Annotated in this window: 11 protein-coding genes; 5 read left to right on the forward strand and 6 right to left on the reverse strand. The window is 66.3% G+C overall.

Going from position 1 to position 15,329, the window contains the following annotated elements; genetic code table 11:
- Positions 1-21 precede the first annotated feature (21 nt).
- The 3 genes from F3J20_RS22335 to F3J20_RS22345 form a co-directional block, all read right to left on the reverse strand.
- The gene (locus F3J20_RS22335) at positions 22-1,998 is read right to left on the reverse strand and encodes a response regulator (RefSeq protein ID WP_167038403.1); all 1,977 of its coding nucleotides are present in this window, start codon (positions 1,996-1,998) and stop codon (positions 22-24) included.
- Positions 1,999-2,111: 113 nt separating this feature from the next.
- The gene (locus F3J20_RS22340; protein ID WP_167038405.1) at positions 2,112-2,612 is read right to left on the reverse strand and encodes a response regulator; all 501 of its coding nucleotides are present in this window, start codon (positions 2,610-2,612) and stop codon (positions 2,112-2,114) included.
- Positions 2,613-2,721: 109 nt separating this feature from the next.
- Positions 2,722-4,332: an ATP-binding protein gene (locus F3J20_RS22345; protein WP_167284524.1), complete on the reverse strand. Its 1,611-nt coding sequence runs from the start codon at positions 4,330-4,332 to the stop codon at positions 2,722-2,724.
- Between the two features lie 372 nt (positions 4,333-4,704).
- Between F3J20_RS22345 and F3J20_RS22350 the strand changes: the two genes are divergently transcribed.
- The gene (locus tag F3J20_RS22350; RefSeq protein ID WP_167038409.1) at positions 4,705-5,196 is read left to right on the forward strand and encodes a hypothetical protein; all 492 of its coding nucleotides are present in this window, start codon (positions 4,705-4,707) and stop codon (positions 5,194-5,196) included.
- Positions 5,197-5,600: 404 nt separating this feature from the next.
- On the opposite strand, the gene F3J20_RS22355 is transcribed toward F3J20_RS22350, so the two are convergent.
- Positions 5,601-8,159 (reverse strand): AsmA family protein, encoded by a 2,559-nt coding sequence (locus tag F3J20_RS22355; RefSeq protein ID WP_167284526.1) that lies wholly within the window; start codon positions 8,157-8,159, stop codon positions 5,601-5,603.
- Positions 8,160-8,475: 316 nt separating this feature from the next.
- Here F3J20_RS22355 and F3J20_RS22360 point away from each other — a divergent pair, with 316 nt between their 5' ends.
- Together F3J20_RS22360 and fetB are read left to right on the forward strand one after the other, a co-directional pair.
- Positions 8,476-9,177 (forward strand): ATP-binding cassette domain-containing protein, encoded by a 702-nt coding sequence (locus tag F3J20_RS22360; protein ID WP_167284527.1) that lies wholly within the window; start codon positions 8,476-8,478, stop codon positions 9,175-9,177.
- Positions 9,174-9,977 (forward strand): iron export ABC transporter permease subunit FetB, encoded by an 804-nt coding sequence (fetB, locus tag F3J20_RS22365; RefSeq protein ID WP_167284528.1) that lies wholly within the window; start codon positions 9,174-9,176, stop codon positions 9,975-9,977. Before F3J20_RS22360 ends, fetB begins: the two co-directional genes overlap by 4 nt.
- 104 nt (positions 9,978-10,081) lie before the next feature.
- Here the strand turns inward: fetB and F3J20_RS22370 are convergent, their stop codons facing one another.
- Complete coding sequence (locus F3J20_RS22370; protein ID WP_167284529.1) at positions 10,082-10,630, reverse strand: DUF6013 family protein; 549 nt, start codon at positions 10,628-10,630, stop codon at positions 10,082-10,084.
- Between the two features lie 304 nt (positions 10,631-10,934).
- Positions 10,935-11,951 carry a zinc-binding alcohol dehydrogenase family protein gene (locus F3J20_RS22375; RefSeq protein ID WP_167284530.1) on the reverse strand — a complete coding sequence of 339 codons (1,017 nt, stop codon included), beginning with the start codon at positions 11,949-11,951 and terminating at the stop codon, positions 10,935-10,937.
- A 215-nt stretch (positions 11,952-12,166) separates the two neighbouring features.
- Between F3J20_RS22375 and F3J20_RS22380 the strand changes: the two genes are divergently transcribed.
- Both F3J20_RS22380 and F3J20_RS22385 read left to right on the forward strand, forming a co-directional pair.
- Positions 12,167-13,129: a LysR family transcriptional regulator gene (locus F3J20_RS22380; RefSeq protein ID WP_167284531.1), complete on the forward strand. Its 963-nt coding sequence runs from the start codon at positions 12,167-12,169 to the stop codon at positions 13,127-13,129.
- A gap of 352 nt (positions 13,130-13,481) precedes the next feature.
- The gene (locus F3J20_RS22385) at positions 13,482-15,167 is read left to right on the forward strand and encodes an alkaline phosphatase family protein (protein WP_167284532.1); all 1,686 of its coding nucleotides are present in this window, start codon (positions 13,482-13,484) and stop codon (positions 15,165-15,167) included.
- Positions 15,168-15,329: the final 162 nt, after the last annotated feature.

Raw genomic sequence — 15,329 nt, forward strand, 5'->3', positions numbered from 1 at the left:
TCAGATCAAAGCACGGACCCCTCAGCCGTCCTTGCGCGCCTTCAACTGCGCCGCGCTGTCGATCATCGTTTCGAGCTGGCCGAAATTGACAGGCTTGGTCAGATGCGAGGTAAAGCCCGCGCTCAGGCAGCGGCGCACGTCCTCGTCGGTGCCGAAGCCGGTCAGCGCCACGGCCGGCGCATCCGAATGCTCGCGGAACGCCTTGACGAAATCGAGGCCGGTGCCGTCGGGCAAGCCGACATCGCTGACGATCAGATCGAAGCGCTGCAATTGCGTCGCGGCGAGCGCGTCATCGACGCGTCCGACCACCGTCACCTCATGGCCGAGGCTGTGGATGAGCTGCGCCATCACCTCGGCGGTATCCGCGTGATCTTCGATCAGCAGCACGGTCAGCGGACTCGCCGGCTGCACGGTGCTCGGCACCACCACGGGCCGCGCCGCGGCGGGCGCGGCCGCGGTCGGCAGCGTGATCGTGAAGGTCGCGCCGCAGTGCGGGCCGGGGCTCTGCGCGATCACGCTGCCGCCATGCACGTCGGTCAGCGCCTTGGTGATCGCGAGGCCGAGACCGAGGCCGCCGAATTGCCGCGTCATGTTCTGGTCGCCCTGCTCGAACGCATTGAACAGCTTGCCGATCTGCTCCGGCTCGATGCCGATGCCGGTATCCTCGACCGAGATCTGCACGTGCATGCGCTCGTCGCGCGTGCGCACGTAGATGTGGCCGCCGTCCGGCGTGAACTTCGCGGCATTGCGAATCAGGTTCCACAGCATCTGTTGCAGGCGCGCGCGATCGGCGAGCACGTAGTGATGCGCCGCGTGCTTGTCGATATGCACGTCCTGCTGCTTGACCTGAATCTCGCTGCGAAAGAGCTCGAGCACGCTGTCGATCACTTCGTGAACGTCGACGGTTTCGAGCGACAGCCGCAGCTTGCCGTTCGCGACGCGCGTGAGATCGAGCAGATCGTCGATGAGCCGTGCCTCGAGTTCGACGTTGCGGCGAATCATGCGCACGCTGCCGCGCGCCTGGTCGGGCAGATCGGGGATCATCTCGAGCACGCTCGCGCCCGCGAGCACCGGCGTGAGCGGCGTGCGCAATTCGTGCGACAGCATCGCGAGAAAGCGGTCTTTGGCGCGGTTCGCTTCCTCGGCGGCCTGGCGCGCGGCCTGCTCCGACGCGAGCAGCCGCTCGCGCTCCTCGATCGCCTCGCGCTGCGAATGAATGTCCGTGCAACTGCCGAACCATTTGCTGACGTTGTGCTCGGCGTCGCGCATCGCCACCACGCGCACGTCGAACCAGCGGTACTCGCCATCGTGACGGCGAATCCGCATCTCGTGGCGATAGTCGCCGCTCTGGCTGGCGACGGCCTTGAGCCAGCTGCAGCGAATCTCCTCGCGATCGTCGGGATGCACCGCGTCGAGCCATGCGAGACCGTGAGCGGGACAGGGCTCGGCCATGCCCGTGTAGTCGTACCACTGCTTCGAGAGGAAATCGCAATCGCCGGCCGCGTTGCAGGTCAGCACCAGATGCGGCAGCGCCTCGGACAGCGTGCGGTAATGCAGCTCGCGATCGCGCAACAGCCACGCTTCGTCCGAGGCGCGTTGCAGCCGCACCTGCGACAGCACGCGCTCGACGGCCTCGGGCAGATAGTCGAGATAGTCGCCGGACTTCGGCACCACGTCGGACACCCCGGCGCGCAGCGCTTCGATCACGCGCGATTCGTCGGTGAAGCCGGTCACGAGGATCGCCGGAATGCGCACGCCTTCCGCGCGCAGGCGGCGGAAGAAATCGAGCCCGGTCTCCGGCCCGCTCAGCTGATAGTCGAGCACCAGCAGATCGGGGGCGCCGTTCGCGAGCCGGTCGCGCGCGGCCTCGATGCCGGCGCAGATGGCCACCCGGCAGCCGGCGCGTTCGAGCGACTTGCGCGCGAGCCGCAGGATACCTTCGTCGTCGTCGACGACGAGCACATAGGCGGCATGCGGCGTGGATACTTCGTCGGTCATGCAGGTCTTCTCTGGCTAGGTTCGGTGCTTATCTTGTCACGAATGGCTTTCGGTCAGCTTCATGCGGCCTGTCCACGGACTTGTCCCATAGACCGTGGGCGCCGGCGGCCGGGTCAGGACGGCGCCAGCCGATGCCCCGGCGGCAGCTTGACCACTTGCAGGAAAAAGCCGAGCCGGCGTACCGCTTCGATGAACACGTCGTATTCGACCGGCTTGCAGATGTAGACGTTGCAACCGAGCTCGTAGCAGCGCGCGATTTCGCGCGGATCGTCGGTCGTGGTCAGCACGATCACCGGCACCGCAGCGGTTTCGGGCGCTTCCTTCAGACGCCGCAAGACCTCGAAGCCGTCCACGCGCGGCATTTTCAGATCGAGCAGCACGACGAGGTTTTCGAGCGTTTCGTGCGGCGGAAAAGGATTGCCGTCGGTATCGCGCGGGGCGCCCGCGGATGCCGGGCCGAAAAAATAATCGAGTGCCTGCTGGCCGTCGCGAAAGCGCACGAAACCGTTCGAAATGCCGGCGCGACGCAAATTACGCTCGACGAGCGTCGCATGGCCGTCGTCATCTTCGATCAGCACGATGCTGACCGTTTGCGCGTGACTCGCGTGACTCATATGCTCTCCCTGCTGAACCGTGCCGGCGACCGGTCAGGCTGACTGCTGCCGACGTTCGCATCGCTTCTGTGCTGCGTTTGTGCAACATTTGTGCTGCGTTCGTTCTGCCTCAAAGCCGTATCGGCTGCTCGGGCAGCACCACGAAAAACGTCGAGCCCGCGCCTTCGGCCGACTCGACCCATACGCTCCCGCCATGCCGCTCGACCGTGCGCCGCACCACCGCGAGGCCGATGCCCTCGCCGCTCGCCACGTCGCCATGCAGACGCTGGAACGCGCGAAACACCTTCGACAGATACGCCGCCGGAATGCCGAGCCCGTTATCGCGGACGTAATACGTGCGCATGCGCACCGCGCGCGGCTCGCTGGCGTCGACGGGTTCGAGTTCGAGCGCGCCGATCTCGATGCGCCCGCGCCGCGCCGGGTCCAGAAAATTCAGCGCATTGCCGATGAGATTGCCGAAGATCTGCTCGACCGCCGCCGGATCGCCCCACGCGGGCGGCAGATCGCGCACCGTGACGACCGCCTCGCGCTGACTGATCGTCCCCTGCAGCGCCTCGACGACCCGGTCCACCGCACGCCCGACGCTCACGCGCTGCCACTGGTATTCGAGCCGGCCCGCGCGCGAAATGCGCAGCAGCGCGTCGATGATCGACGCCGCGCGCGCCACCGCGGTGCGCAGATAGTACAGCGACTCGCGCACGTCGCCATCGAGAATGTGCTTCATGCGGTGCTCTTCGCCCGCCGGCAGTCCGGCGCTCGCGACGATGCCGTCCAGCTCGTCGCACGAGACGTGCAGCTCCTTCGAAAAGCCTTGCAGGTTCACGAGCGGCGAGCGCAGATCGTGCGACACGCTGTAGATGAACATTTCGTTGTCTTGCGTTTCCTGGCGCAACTCGTCATTGACCGCCGCCAGTTCGTGCGCGCGCGCTTCGAGTTGCGCCTTCAGCGCAGCCTGCTCGGCCTCGGCCTCGCGCAGACGCGCCTCGGTCTGATGCAGCACGACGTCGAGCGCGGCGATTTCGTCGCTGCCCGAGAGCGGCGCCGCGAGCGGCCGCCCACTGCCGAGACGCTCGGCATTATCGGTCAGCACTTCGAGACGCCGGCCGATGCTGCGCGCGAACACGATCGCGGTGGCCGCCCAGATCAGCATCGAGCCGAACACGGCGGCGATCAGCGCGTATTGCTGGCTCTCGCGCCGCTGCGCGAGCGCGATCGAGCGCTCGACGTCGAGCCGCGACGCCTCGGCGCCGAACGCCGCCAGCTCGTCGCGAAACCCGGCGACCTGCTGCGGCAATGGGCCGCTTTCGAGCGCGAGGTAGGGGCTCAGACTGCGGCGCTCGTGCAGCGCCTGCGAGATCGCGACGCTCTGCTCGCGGTAGGCGTCGATCGCGCGCCGCATGTTATGCACGCGCTCGGCCTGTTGCGGCGTGTCGGCGACCAGCGTGTCGAGCTTCGCGAGCCGGTCGCTGAGGTCGACCCACACCGCGCGGCGGTCGATCAACAAAGCGTCGCCGGTCACCATGGCCGTGCGCACGCGCGCCGCCTGGCGCAGCAGCGGATCGACGATGGCCGACGACTGGTAAAGAATCTGCTTGCTGTTATCGACCCATTGCGCGGCCTGCGCGGTCTGCTCCTGCGTATCGAAGACGATGCCGAGCAGCGCGAGTTCGACCACGCTCGGCACCGCAATCAGCAGCAGACCCTTGGTGAATAGTTTCATGTTCCCGCAAGCGCGTTCAGACGGCCGTTTAAACCGTGGCGGCTCGCGCGCGCCCGTCGCGCCCGCGATGCTGGCGCAGCGCGACCAGACGGGCCATTATCGACGTGAATTCGAGATATTTCAACGTAGCGTCAAGAAGCGCTCTCGCACACAAAAATGACTTTTTTATTGGCACGGGATGTTTTTTCGGCGCCTCGTGAGTCTATGATGGAGAGAACATGTGCTGGGAAGCGAAAGCGCGCAGCAAGGCGATTCGGCATGATTCGTGCGGGAAACGGTGAGGCGACGCAGGCAGTCGAATCATCGTGAATCCGGCCTTCTCGTATGCTATAAAAGATCGACGTGCGGCGCGCGAAAGCCGGGAGTGGTCGCATGAGGACGCAGCGTTTCTTGCAATTCTTTTTCAGGCGAATTTTTATGTCCTTCCCGAAAAAGCGTAGGCGCGCGAAGGTGGACGGCGACGAGTCGTTCCTCGCGGTCCTACGGCATTTCAAGCCGTTCGGTCAGCTCGACACCAAGATTGCGCGTGCCCGCTCGCAAGACGAGCCGGTTCTCTATGCGCATGTGCTGCCCGGGCTCGACGTGCTTCTGTGCAGCGTACGCGGCGCGCAGCCGCCCTATCCCGCGCCGGCCGAATTGCGGCGGCGCTGCATCGAATCGATCACCAACGCACTGGAACAGCCGCTCGATGGGCTCGAGAACGGCGGCTACTGGTACGAGGCGGATGGCTTCGGCTTCCTCGTGTTTGCCAGCCGCGCGCGCAGCAAGATCCTGACCGAATTCGGCGCGACGCGGGCCGGCACCCGGCGCGGCGTGCGGCGCCTCGATGCGGCGGGAGACGCCACGCCGCGTTCGCTCAGGTAGCGTGCTCGGGTAGCGTCTTTAGCGCGACACGTCAGCCAACACTTCAGGCTGGCTGAAGATCAGGGCTGCTGACGGGCTGCGGGTGTGACGCGGCCGACTGTCGCGTGCTGGGGTTTTCCCGCGTTGCCGTTTCTCTTATCGTTCTCTTTTTCGAGCAAGGCCGCCGTGTCGAACACCGCGGCCTTGTTTTTCTCTTTCGCTGTGCTCTGTGTCCTGCGCCGCAGCCTCCGGCCGAAACCGTGACGGTGCCGTCCGATAGCCGTGCGCCCCTTGTTCGCTCATGGCATCGTCGACATGATCGCGCGCGGACGGCACGCTGATCGGCCACGGAAACACGACACCACGCCCACCGCCCACGCTCCATCTCCACCCGTGCGCGGGCCAACTGCATAGCAGCGACGCTATCAGCTGCCCTTGTATTCGGCGGCGGTCGCGGGCGGCAGCGTCACGGGTTTGCGATCCGTGGCCCGCTGCGAGCGCGGCGCGACCGGCGCCGCCGCACCGCCCGAGGACTTGCCGGCCGGCGCGCCATCGAGCGAAAGCGGCGCCTTCGGCTGCTGGCGGACGCCCGGCGGCGGCGCGGTCGGCCGCTGCCTCACCTGCGCGAGCAGTTCGCCGCACGGCAACGGCTTGTTGTTGCTCGGCGCGAGCAGCGGAATCAGCGCCGCAAACGGGTTGATGAGCCCGAGGCCGATCGCCGCGCCGCCGCGCAACGCGAGCGCGGCCGCGTCCACACCCACGTGCGGGTCCTTGAAGGTGCCCTTCACGTACAGCGGCGAGCGCAGCGAAAAGACCCGGAAACCCTTCGTATGCGGATGCACGCCGAGGTCCAGCGTCTCGTCGCGCAAGCTCACGTGGCCGTCGATGTTGATGACCGCGTCGTCGGTATCGAGCGCGAACACGCGCGGTTCGAGCACGCCATTGGTCGCGACGAAATCGGCGGCCGCGCAGTTGATCTTCACGTCGCGATTGCCGAACAGCTTTTCATAGACGACATTCGCGACATTGAGCCCCGCCGCTTCCATCAAGAGACGGCTCACGGTGCCGTCGGTGACGAGCGCCTTCACCTCGCCGTTCGAGGTCGCTGCGAGCGCCGCCGGCGAGTTGCCGGTCGCGGACAGCGAGGCATCGCCGTTGACCTCGCCGAGCGCGTTCTGCATCGTCTTGAAGTCCGGGAACAATTGCTTGAGCTTCAGATGCCGCGCCGAGGTCGAGAAGCGGCCCTTCAGCGGCGTCGCGCTGCCGTCCAGATGAATGTCCGAGGCGAGCGAGCCGCCCGCGACGCCGAACTTCAGCGGTTCGAGCGACAGCACGCCGTTGCTCAGCACGACGTGCGTGTAGAGGTCCGTGATCGGCAGCTTCGAACTCTTGACGATGCGCCGGCCCGTGAACTTGACGTCGGCGTCGATGGCCTTCCAGCGGTCGGTGCGGAATTCCTCGACCGGCAACACGCGGCCGCCCGGCTGCGCGGTGGCGTCGCCGCGCTTCGCCTTGCTCGCATTCGAATCGGCGCCGATCACGGGCGCGAGATCGGCGAACTGCAACAGATGCGAGACGAGTTCGCCCTGTAGCAGCGGACGCGGTTCCCGCGCCGTATAGGTCAGCGAGCCGTTCAGATCGCTGCCGCCCACCCGGCCCGTAAAATTCTCGTAGGTAAAGACGTTGCCGCCCGACCTGAAGTGACCGATCAGATGTCCTTCGGTCGCATACGGCGGCGTGTCGGGCAAGGTCACGCCGGTCAGCGCATAGAGCCGCGCCATGCTGTTGCCTTGCAGCCAGAGGCGCAGATCGAGCGCGGCGAGATGCGCGGGATCGCTGATCGTGCCGACGAACGCGACGTGCAGATCGCCGGCCTTCACGTCGGCCTGCACCGGGAACGGCCGGTCCGCGTCCTGCAGCGCGAGCACGCCGCCGACCTTGCCGCTGCCCGACACCGGCGTCTTGTTGTAGCTGCCTTTGACGGTCCACGCGATCGCGTAGAGCGGCGTCGCGCGCGGGGCGGCGGGCGCGGTGGCGGGGACGCTCGCGGCCGAGGTTGTTTCGGCTGTCGCTACACTAGCGCCTGCACTTGTGCTTGTACCCGCACCGACACCCGCACTCGCGCCACCGCTCGCCCCGGTCGCCAAGGCACCGCTCGCGGCGGGCGCGCCAGAAGTCGCGGACGTGGCCGCCGCGCCCGATGCCCCTGCAGCCCCCGATACCGCCGACGCATTCGCCGCAGCCTCCGATGCAGCCGCCTCGGACGCCGCCTTCGCTTCCGACGCCGCCTGCGCCTCGGCCTGCGCAGCGAGCCTGCTCGCGCCGGCCTTGCCGATCGCCTGCGCCGACGCGCTGCGCGACGCCGCTTCCTGCTGCTTCAAGGCCTCGCCGAGCGGGATCGGCTGACCGAGCGTATCGACGGCCATTTGCAACTCGACCTTCATCTGCTGATCGGACAGCGCGATATTGCCCTTCGCGAACGCGATGTCGTGCAGATCGAGCGTCCATTCGGACGGCCCGCTCGAGGACGGCAGCTTGAAGGTCCAGTTGTTGCGCCCGTCAAGCATGCGTTCGAGATCGACCGACGGGTTCACGAGATTGATCGCCGGGATCACGATGTCGTGCGCGAGCAGCGGCAGCACCTCGACCTCGAAGTCGATCTCGTCGAGCGTCGCGAATTGCGGCTGTTTGGCCCAGTCGGGATTGCCAAGCGTGATGTTGGCCGCCGAGAAGCGCGGCCAGGGCACCCAGCCGCGCCAGCCCGTTTCGCCGGCCGGCTTCTGCCAGCCCACCTTCAGATCGCCGTTGATCGCGAACGGCCGGCCGATCGCCTGCGTCACCTTGTCGTTGATGTAGGGCCGGGCGCGATTCCAGTCGAAGCTCAGAATGAAGATGACGAGCGCGGCAATCAGGATGACGAGCGCCGCCAGCAGCCATGCGATGATTTTTCCGATCCGTCGTCCGATGCTGCTCGACACTGCCATTGAGAGGCTCCGCGTGTTGTTCTATGTTGTACACCGGACAGCAGATAGCGTGCCCGGACGTGAGCGATGAGTCGCCCTGTCTGTCGCCTTGTCTATCGCGGCGCATGCGTCTGAGCCGGCACTTGTGTTCGTTCTCGTGCCTGCGTTTTCGCTTGTGTTTGCGTTTGCGTTCGACCTTGCCGTTTTATCATGGCGCACGGTTCGGCGACAGATTGCTCTGCAGATTGCCGCTCGCGCCAGCCACAACGCACCACGCACACTTCAAGCACACATCGAATAACGCATCGTGCCTCACGCTCCCCACCCCGATCCAACCATGCCCGACGTTCCCCTCGTTCTCGCCGATGGCATCGCGCGGCGCGATGCGCAGCGCGCGCAGACGCTGTTGCAGCCGACCACCTTCGCGCTGCGCGCCGGCGAGCGCGTCGCGATCACCGGGCCGTCCGGCTCGGGCAAGAGCGTGTTCCTGCGCGCGCTTGCGCTGCTCGATCCGCTCGATGCCGGGCGCATCCTGTGGCATGGCGCGCCGCTCGGGCGCGCCGCGCTTCCGCGCTACCGGCGCAACGTCGCGTATATCCGCCAGCGGCCCGCGCTCGTCGACGGCAGCGTCGAGGACAATCTGCGCTATCCGTTCGAGCTCGGCGTCTATCGCGACGTGCGCTTCGATCGCGAACGCGCCAGCCTGCTCGCCGAACAGGCCGGCCGCAGCAGCGACTTTCTCGGCAAGCCCGCGAGCGAGCTGTCGGGCGGCGAAGCGCAGATCGCCGCGCTGATCCGCGTGCTGCAACTCGTGCCCGAAGTACTGCTGCTCGACGAGCCGACCGCTGCGCTCGATCCCGCGTCGTCGCTCGCGATCGAAGCGCTCGTGGAAGCCTGGTTCGAGGCCGCACCGGGACGTCACGCGTCGGTGTGGGTCTCGCACGATCTCGCGCAGGCCGCGCGCATGAGCGGCCGGCATCTGACGATGCGCGCCGGCGTGCTCGAAGAAGCCACCTCGCCCGAGGAGTCGCCTCGATGAGCCTGCAGAATCTGGGTTTGTGGGACGTCGCGATCGCGGCGCTGCTGATCGTCGTGAACGGCGCGGTGTCGGTGGCGCTGAAGCTCGATCTCGAACGCAAGCTCGCGTGGGCCGCGGTGCGGACCGTGGTGCAACTGCTCGCGATCGGCTACGTGCTCGGCTGGGTGTTCCAGTACGACCGCTGGTACGTCGTGCTGCCGCTCATGATCGTGATGACGCTGATCGCCGGCTTTGCCGGCGCGCAGCGCGGCAGCCGCACCTATGCCGGGCAACGCGCGGACAGCGTGCTGTCGATCTGGGTCAGTTCGTGGCTCGTCGCGGCCGTGGGGCTCTTCGTCGTGATCCGCATTCACCCGTGGTACGAGCCGCAATACGCGATTCCGATTCTCGGCATGATCCTCGGCAATACGCTGACCGGCGTCTCGCTCGGCATCGAACGCATGACCGAGGAGCTGACCGCGCGGCGCGATCGCGTCGAGATGGCGCTCGCGCTCGGCGCGACGCGCTGGGAAGCGGCGCAGGGGCCCGCGCGCCAGGCGGTGCGCGCCGGCATGATGCCGACCCTGAACCAGATGGCGGTGGTCGGCGTCGTGAGCCTGCCCGGCATGATGACGGGCCAGGTGCTGGCCGGCCAGTCGCCGTTGCAGGCGGTGCGGTATCAGATCGTCATCATGTTTCTGATCGCCGCGTCGTCGGCGTTGGGCACGGTGGGCGCGGTGCTGCTCACGTACCGGCGGCTCTTTTCGGCGGAACACCAGTTTCTGCCGGCGCGGCTCGTGGAGCGCGCGGCGAAGCGTTAGGCGAGACGTTGGGCGAAGCGGTACACGAAGCGGCACGCGCGGGCCGAGGCGGACCCGCGTTTGCGGTTCACACGGTCAGCCCCCGCTCCAACCCGCGAAGCCGATCAGCGCTTGGCGCTGATCGCCACTTCGGTGCCGTCGCTGAGCGTCAGCGTTTTCGTGGTGCCGTTGACCGGCATCGTGAAACGCACGATCTGGCTCATGCGGACATCGTTCGGACACTTGAGCGTCTTGCCGCCGCTCGTCACGCTCTTGGCACCGCGCGGCGTCTGCGCCTGGAAGCTCAGCTGCACGTTCGCGGTGCCGTCCTTGGCGACGACCGGCGCGAAGCGGATCTGCGTCTGCCGGATCATCGCGCCGTTCGCGTCGAGCGCCAGCGACGCATAGTTCGGGCACGTATCGGTCGCGGCCACGGGACCGCCCGGCGGCACGGTCTTCCAGGTGAAGTCATCCGATTCGCCGGAGCGGATCGTGCGGGTTTCCTGGGAATTGCCGAATTGCTTCGACGTGACGCGCACGGTGTAGCGGATCGGACCGTCGAGCGCGGACTGGGACGTGACCGTGATCGGCGTGGCGGCGTGCGCCGCCGGTACGAGCGCGCAGGCGAGAGAAGCGACAACGGAAACGGCGGAGAGTTTGAAGCTGAAGCCCATACTGTCACCTCGTTGTTGTGCCGCTGCGCGCCCGCCTTCGCGCGACTGCCCGCGCCCTGCCCGGCTGGATCGAACCGGTGCGGCCGGCCAGCCTGGCCGCGGGACACGCAACCGTTCTGGAGCATGATGCACCGCCAGTCTAACGCCAAGCGCGACGCCGCGCGTGTCGCGCAAGCTCGGGTGTTAACCCGCTTGCGGCGCGGCGGTTTCTGCGCGTGTCGGGCCGGCGCGGCGAGGCGTCATCTCGCTGTCATGGTCAACGCGTCGCCGTCCGTGCCCGACCCGCTCGAATCGAATCGCCGGATCAAAAACCGGTCAGCACCAGTTTGCCGATCGCGCGCCCCTGCTCGAGCTGCCGGTGCGCGCGGCGCAGATTCTCCGCGTTGATCCGGCCGAGGTTCTCGCCGAGCGTCGTACGCAGCGTGCCCGCATCGACCAGACGCGCGACCTCGGTCAGCAGCTTGTGCTGCTCGATCATGTCAGGCGTGCCGAACATCGAGCGCGTGAACATGAACTCCCAGTGAAACGCGGCGCTCTTCGCCTTCAGCAGTTCGACTGGCAGCGGCGCGGCGTTTTCGACGATCGTGCAGATGCCGCCCTGCGGCTTGACCAGTTGCGCGGCAGCCGGGAAATTGCGGTCGGTGTCGTTGAAGATCAGCACGTAGTCGACCTGCTCGACGCCGATTGCCTTCAGTTGCGCGGGCAGATCGCCGAAATGATCGACGACGTGATCGGCGCCCAGCTCCTTCACCCACTTCGCCGATTCGGGCCGCGACGCGGTCGCGATCACCTTGAGCTTCGCCAGCTGTCTGGCAAGCTGGATGCCGATCGAGCCAACCCCGCCCGCGCCGCCGAAAATCAGCACCGTGCGGCCCGCGTCGGCGCCTTGCGGCGACACGCCGAGGCGGTCGAACAGCGCTTCCCAAGCGGTGATCGCGGTAAGCGGCAACGCCGCCGCGTGCGTGAAATCGAGCGAGGCCGGCTTGTGCCCGACGATGCGCTCGTCGACAAGATGAAACTCGCTGTTGGCACCCGGCCGCGTGATGCTGCCCGCGTAGAACACCGGATCGCCGACCTTGAACAGCGAGACATCGGGCCCGACCGCGACGACCGTGCCGGCGGCGTCCCAGCCGAGCACGCGCGGCGTGTTCTCGACGGTGTCCTTCGGCGCGCGCACCTTGGTGTCGACCGGGTTCACGGAAATCGCTTCGACCTTCACGAGCAGATCGTGTCCGCTTGCTTCGGGTTGCGGGATCTCGACGTCGACGAGCGCTTCGGCGTGATCGATCGGCAAATAACGGTAAAGTCCGATGGCTTTCATGGCTGCTCCAGGGGTTCGGTTGAAGTGAGTGAAGTGAAATGAAGTGAGGTTGGGGTTCTGATTCGGCTTCGGTGAGGACAGGAACCGGCCGCCGCTGCGTTTCGTGTTTCGCACCGCGTGCCGTCACTGCCGAATCCATGAGCGTCATCGTAGGCGGGTTCTTATTCTGATAAAACAGTCATAATGACTGAAACATTTTTTTGATTTTCAGAATAATGAATACCCCAACTTCCACTGACCGGGCGCTGCCCGGCGAGCGCGCGCGGCTCGATCTGCTCGACGTCGCGCTGTTCGTGCGCGCGGCGCTGCTGGCGAACGTGTCGGCGGCCGGGCGCGAGTTCGGCCTGTCGGCGGCGGTCGCGAGCTCGCGCATCGCACAGCTCGAAAAACTGCTCGGCGCGCGCCTGCTGCATCGGACCACGCGCCGCATCAGCCTCACCCAGGACGGCGAAGTGTTCATGACGCGCGCCGAGGCGCTGCTCGACGCGGCCGCTGCCGCGCGCGCCTCGGTGGGCCGCGCGCAGACCGAACCGCAAGGCCGCCTGCGCGTGACGATGTCCTCGTCGTTCGGGCGCCAGCATATATCGCCCGTCATCGGCGAATTTCTGCGCCGCTATCCGGGCGTGAGCCTCGATTTACGGATGACCGATCAACTCGTCGATCTCGTCGACGCGGGCATCGACGTCGCGATCCGGGTCGGCGCGCTCAAGGATTCGTCGCTGGTCGCACGGCGCCTCGCGGCGAACCGCCGCGTGCTGTGCGCCGCGCCCGCGTATCTCGCCGCGCATGGCACGCCGCATCATCCGTCGGACCTCGCGCGGCACGAGTGCATCATCCTGTCGGATCAGCGCGACTGGAGCTTCGTGACGCCGGCCGGCACACTCGACGTGCGGGTCGGCGGGCGCCTCGCGACCGACAACGGCGAGGTGATCCGCGACGCGCTGCTCGCCGGCTTCGGCATCGCGCTCAAATCGACATGGGACGTCGCGCCGTATCTGCGCAGCGGCGCGCTGGTCAGCGTGCTCGACAGCTATCCGCTCGCCGACGACGTCGCGATCTGGGCCGTGTATCCGAGCCGCGCATTCGTGCCGCCGAAGACGCTCGCGTTCATCGACTTTCTCGCCACGCATTTCGGCGATCCGCCGTATTGGGATCGCGAGCCGGATGAACGAGGTTAAGGCGTGGGGCTGAGGTGCGAGCGAAGCGGCCGTGTGGATTCTGCCGAATCGCTACCGGAGCGCTACCGGGTTGTTACCGGGTCCCTGCAGAAGCGAAGCGATTCGTCAGGACTGTCAACCGCCAAACCACTACATCGGCTACGCCGCAGGCTTGACGTACTCGATCACAACGCGCCATATTCCAACGACCTGCATCGCCCCGTCAGCCTGCCCAATCAGCCTGCCAATCTCGCGACGCCCCCACTCGTAACATTGTGTAATTGAAAGTTCGCGTTCATCGCTCCGCCGCAATACGCTTGCAACATTCACCGCGCTTCACAGGACTTCCCCCAACCAGCAAACGAGGTGAACGATGAAAGCAATAAAAAAATGGTCGACTGGTCTGACGGCGCTCAGCGCGGGCGTGCTTGCATTGAGCGGCGCCTTCTCGCCCGCCCAGGCCCACGACCATGACCATGGCGAAGGAGACGCGGGCGTCAAGCATGTTCTGATCATCAGCTTCGACGGCTTGCACGAACAGGACGTCGCGCGCTGCATCGCCGGCAATACCTGCCCGAATATCGCGCTCCTCGCCAAATCGGGCGTCACCTACACGAACGCCTACACGCCGGGCCTCTCCGATTCGTTCCCGGGCCTCGCAGCGCTCGTCACGGGCGGCTCGCCGAAGTCCGCCGGCCTCTTCTATGACGTGTCCTACGACCGCACGCTGTACTCGCCGAGCGACACGAGCTGCACCGGCAAGCAGGGCTGGAACGTCGTGTTCGACGAAACCACCGGCATCGACGGCGAGAACGGCGGCCCGCTCACGCACCTCGACGGCGGCGGCGCATTCAATCCGCAAGCCATTCCGCACGCGCTCGTCAACGGCCAATGCGTGCCGGTCTATCCGCACAACTACGTCAAGACGAACACGGTCTTCGAGGCGGTCAAGCAGGGCATGCACGGTGCGCGCACCGCATGGGCCGACAAGCACGCATGGGGCTACGACTGGCTGAACGGACCGTCGGGCCATGGCGTGGACGACCTGGCCCGCACCGAGATCAATTCGATCGACCCCGCGACGAACACGTACTACCTCGACACGTATACGCACACCGAGAAGTTCGACGACTACCACGTACAGGCGCTCATCAACCAGATCGGCGGCATGGACTCGACGGGTACGCACAACGAACTGGTGCCGACGGTGTTCGGCGCGAACTTCCAGACGCTGAGCGTTGCGCAAAAGGCCACGGTAGCCAGCGGCGGCGGCTATCTCGATGCCAGTTTCACGCCGGGTACGCAGGTGGCCGGCGCGATCGGCTATATCGACAATTCGCTCGGCCGCGTGGTGGCAGCGCTCAAGCAGCAGAACCTGTACAAGTCGACGCTCGTCATCGTGACGGCCAAGCACGGCCAGTCGCCGACCGATCATACGAAGCTCGTGAAGAACGGAGACACGCTGTCGAAGCTGCTTGAAGCGAACAACTACCTCGACCCGAACGGCAACTTCGGCCAGAACAGTACGAAAAGCGGCAACCTGAACGACGGCACGGGTCTCGTCGACACCGGCATGGTGCAGACCGACGACGTGGGCCTGATCTGGCTGCGCGATCAATCGCAGCGCAACGCCGTGATCCAGACGCTCGAGCAGAATCTGTCGTGCAATGCGCCCGGCATCTGCGCGGACGGTCCGCAGGCTTACATCCTGTCCGGCAAGCAACTGGCGGCGCGCTTCGGCGATCCGGCGCAAGGCCGTACGCCCGACATCATCGTGCAGCCGAATCCGGGCGTGATCTACACGTCGAGCACGGCGAAGGATGAAGAGCACGGCGGCAACGCACCGGACGACAGCCACCTCGGCCTCGTCATCGGCTACCCGGGAATGCATGGCGCCGGTCGCCAGATCGACGAGCGCGTGCTGACGACGCAGGTCGCGCCGACCATCCTCGCGGCGCTCGACCTCGATCCGCGCCTGCTGCATGCGGTGGTTGCCGAAGGCACGCGGACGCTGCCGGGGCTTCACCTGAAGCAGGGTGACGAGAGAGACGATAAGTAATACGCCGTAGTGCGCCTCGGCCCGGTGCTTTTCGCGAAGTGCCGGGCCTGATTATGTGTGGTGCCTGGTGGGGAATCGGTTGCGGCGTGCCGCGAGTTGGAGCACCTGAAGTACCTGAAGTACCTGAAGTACCTGAAGTACCTGAAGCACCTGAAGCACCTG

This window comes from Paraburkholderia sp. Cy-641 (genome assembly GCF_011752945.1).
GTDB lineage: Bacteria > Pseudomonadota > Gammaproteobacteria > Burkholderiales > Burkholderiaceae > Paraburkholderia.

Coding starts and splice junctions, on each gene's coding strand:
- F3J20_RS22335 (WP_167038403.1), bottom strand. CDS start 1,998: ATGACCGACGAAGTATCCACGCCGCATGCCGCCTATGTGCTCGTCGTC.
- F3J20_RS22340 (WP_167038405.1), bottom strand. CDS start 2,612: ATGAGTCACGCGAGTCACGCGCAAACGGTCAGCATCGTGCTGATCGAA.
- F3J20_RS22345 (WP_167284524.1), bottom strand. CDS start 4,332: ATGAAACTATTCACCAAGGGTCTGCTGCTGATTGCGGTGCCGAGCGTG.
- F3J20_RS22350 (WP_167038409.1), top strand. CDS start 4,705: ATGAGGACGCAGCGTTTCTTGCAATTCTTTTTCAGGCGAATTTTTATG.
- F3J20_RS22355 (WP_167284526.1), bottom strand. CDS start 8,159: ATGGCAGTGTCGAGCAGCATCGGACGACGGATCGGAAAAATCATCGCA.
- F3J20_RS22360 (WP_167284527.1), top strand. CDS start 8,476: ATGCCCGACGTTCCCCTCGTTCTCGCCGATGGCATCGCGCGGCGCGAT.
- fetB (WP_167284528.1), top strand. CDS start 9,174: ATGAGCCTGCAGAATCTGGGTTTGTGGGACGTCGCGATCGCGGCGCTG.
- F3J20_RS22370 (WP_167284529.1), bottom strand. CDS start 10,630: ATGGGCTTCAGCTTCAAACTCTCCGCCGTTTCCGTTGTCGCTTCTCTC.
- F3J20_RS22375 (WP_167284530.1), bottom strand. CDS start 11,951: ATGAAAGCCATCGGACTTTACCGTTATTTGCCGATCGATCACGCCGAA.
- F3J20_RS22380 (WP_167284531.1), top strand. CDS start 12,167: ATGAATACCCCAACTTCCACTGACCGGGCGCTGCCCGGCGAGCGCGCG.
- F3J20_RS22385 (WP_167284532.1), top strand. CDS start 13,482: ATGAAAGCAATAAAAAAATGGTCGACTGGTCTGACGGCGCTCAGCGCG.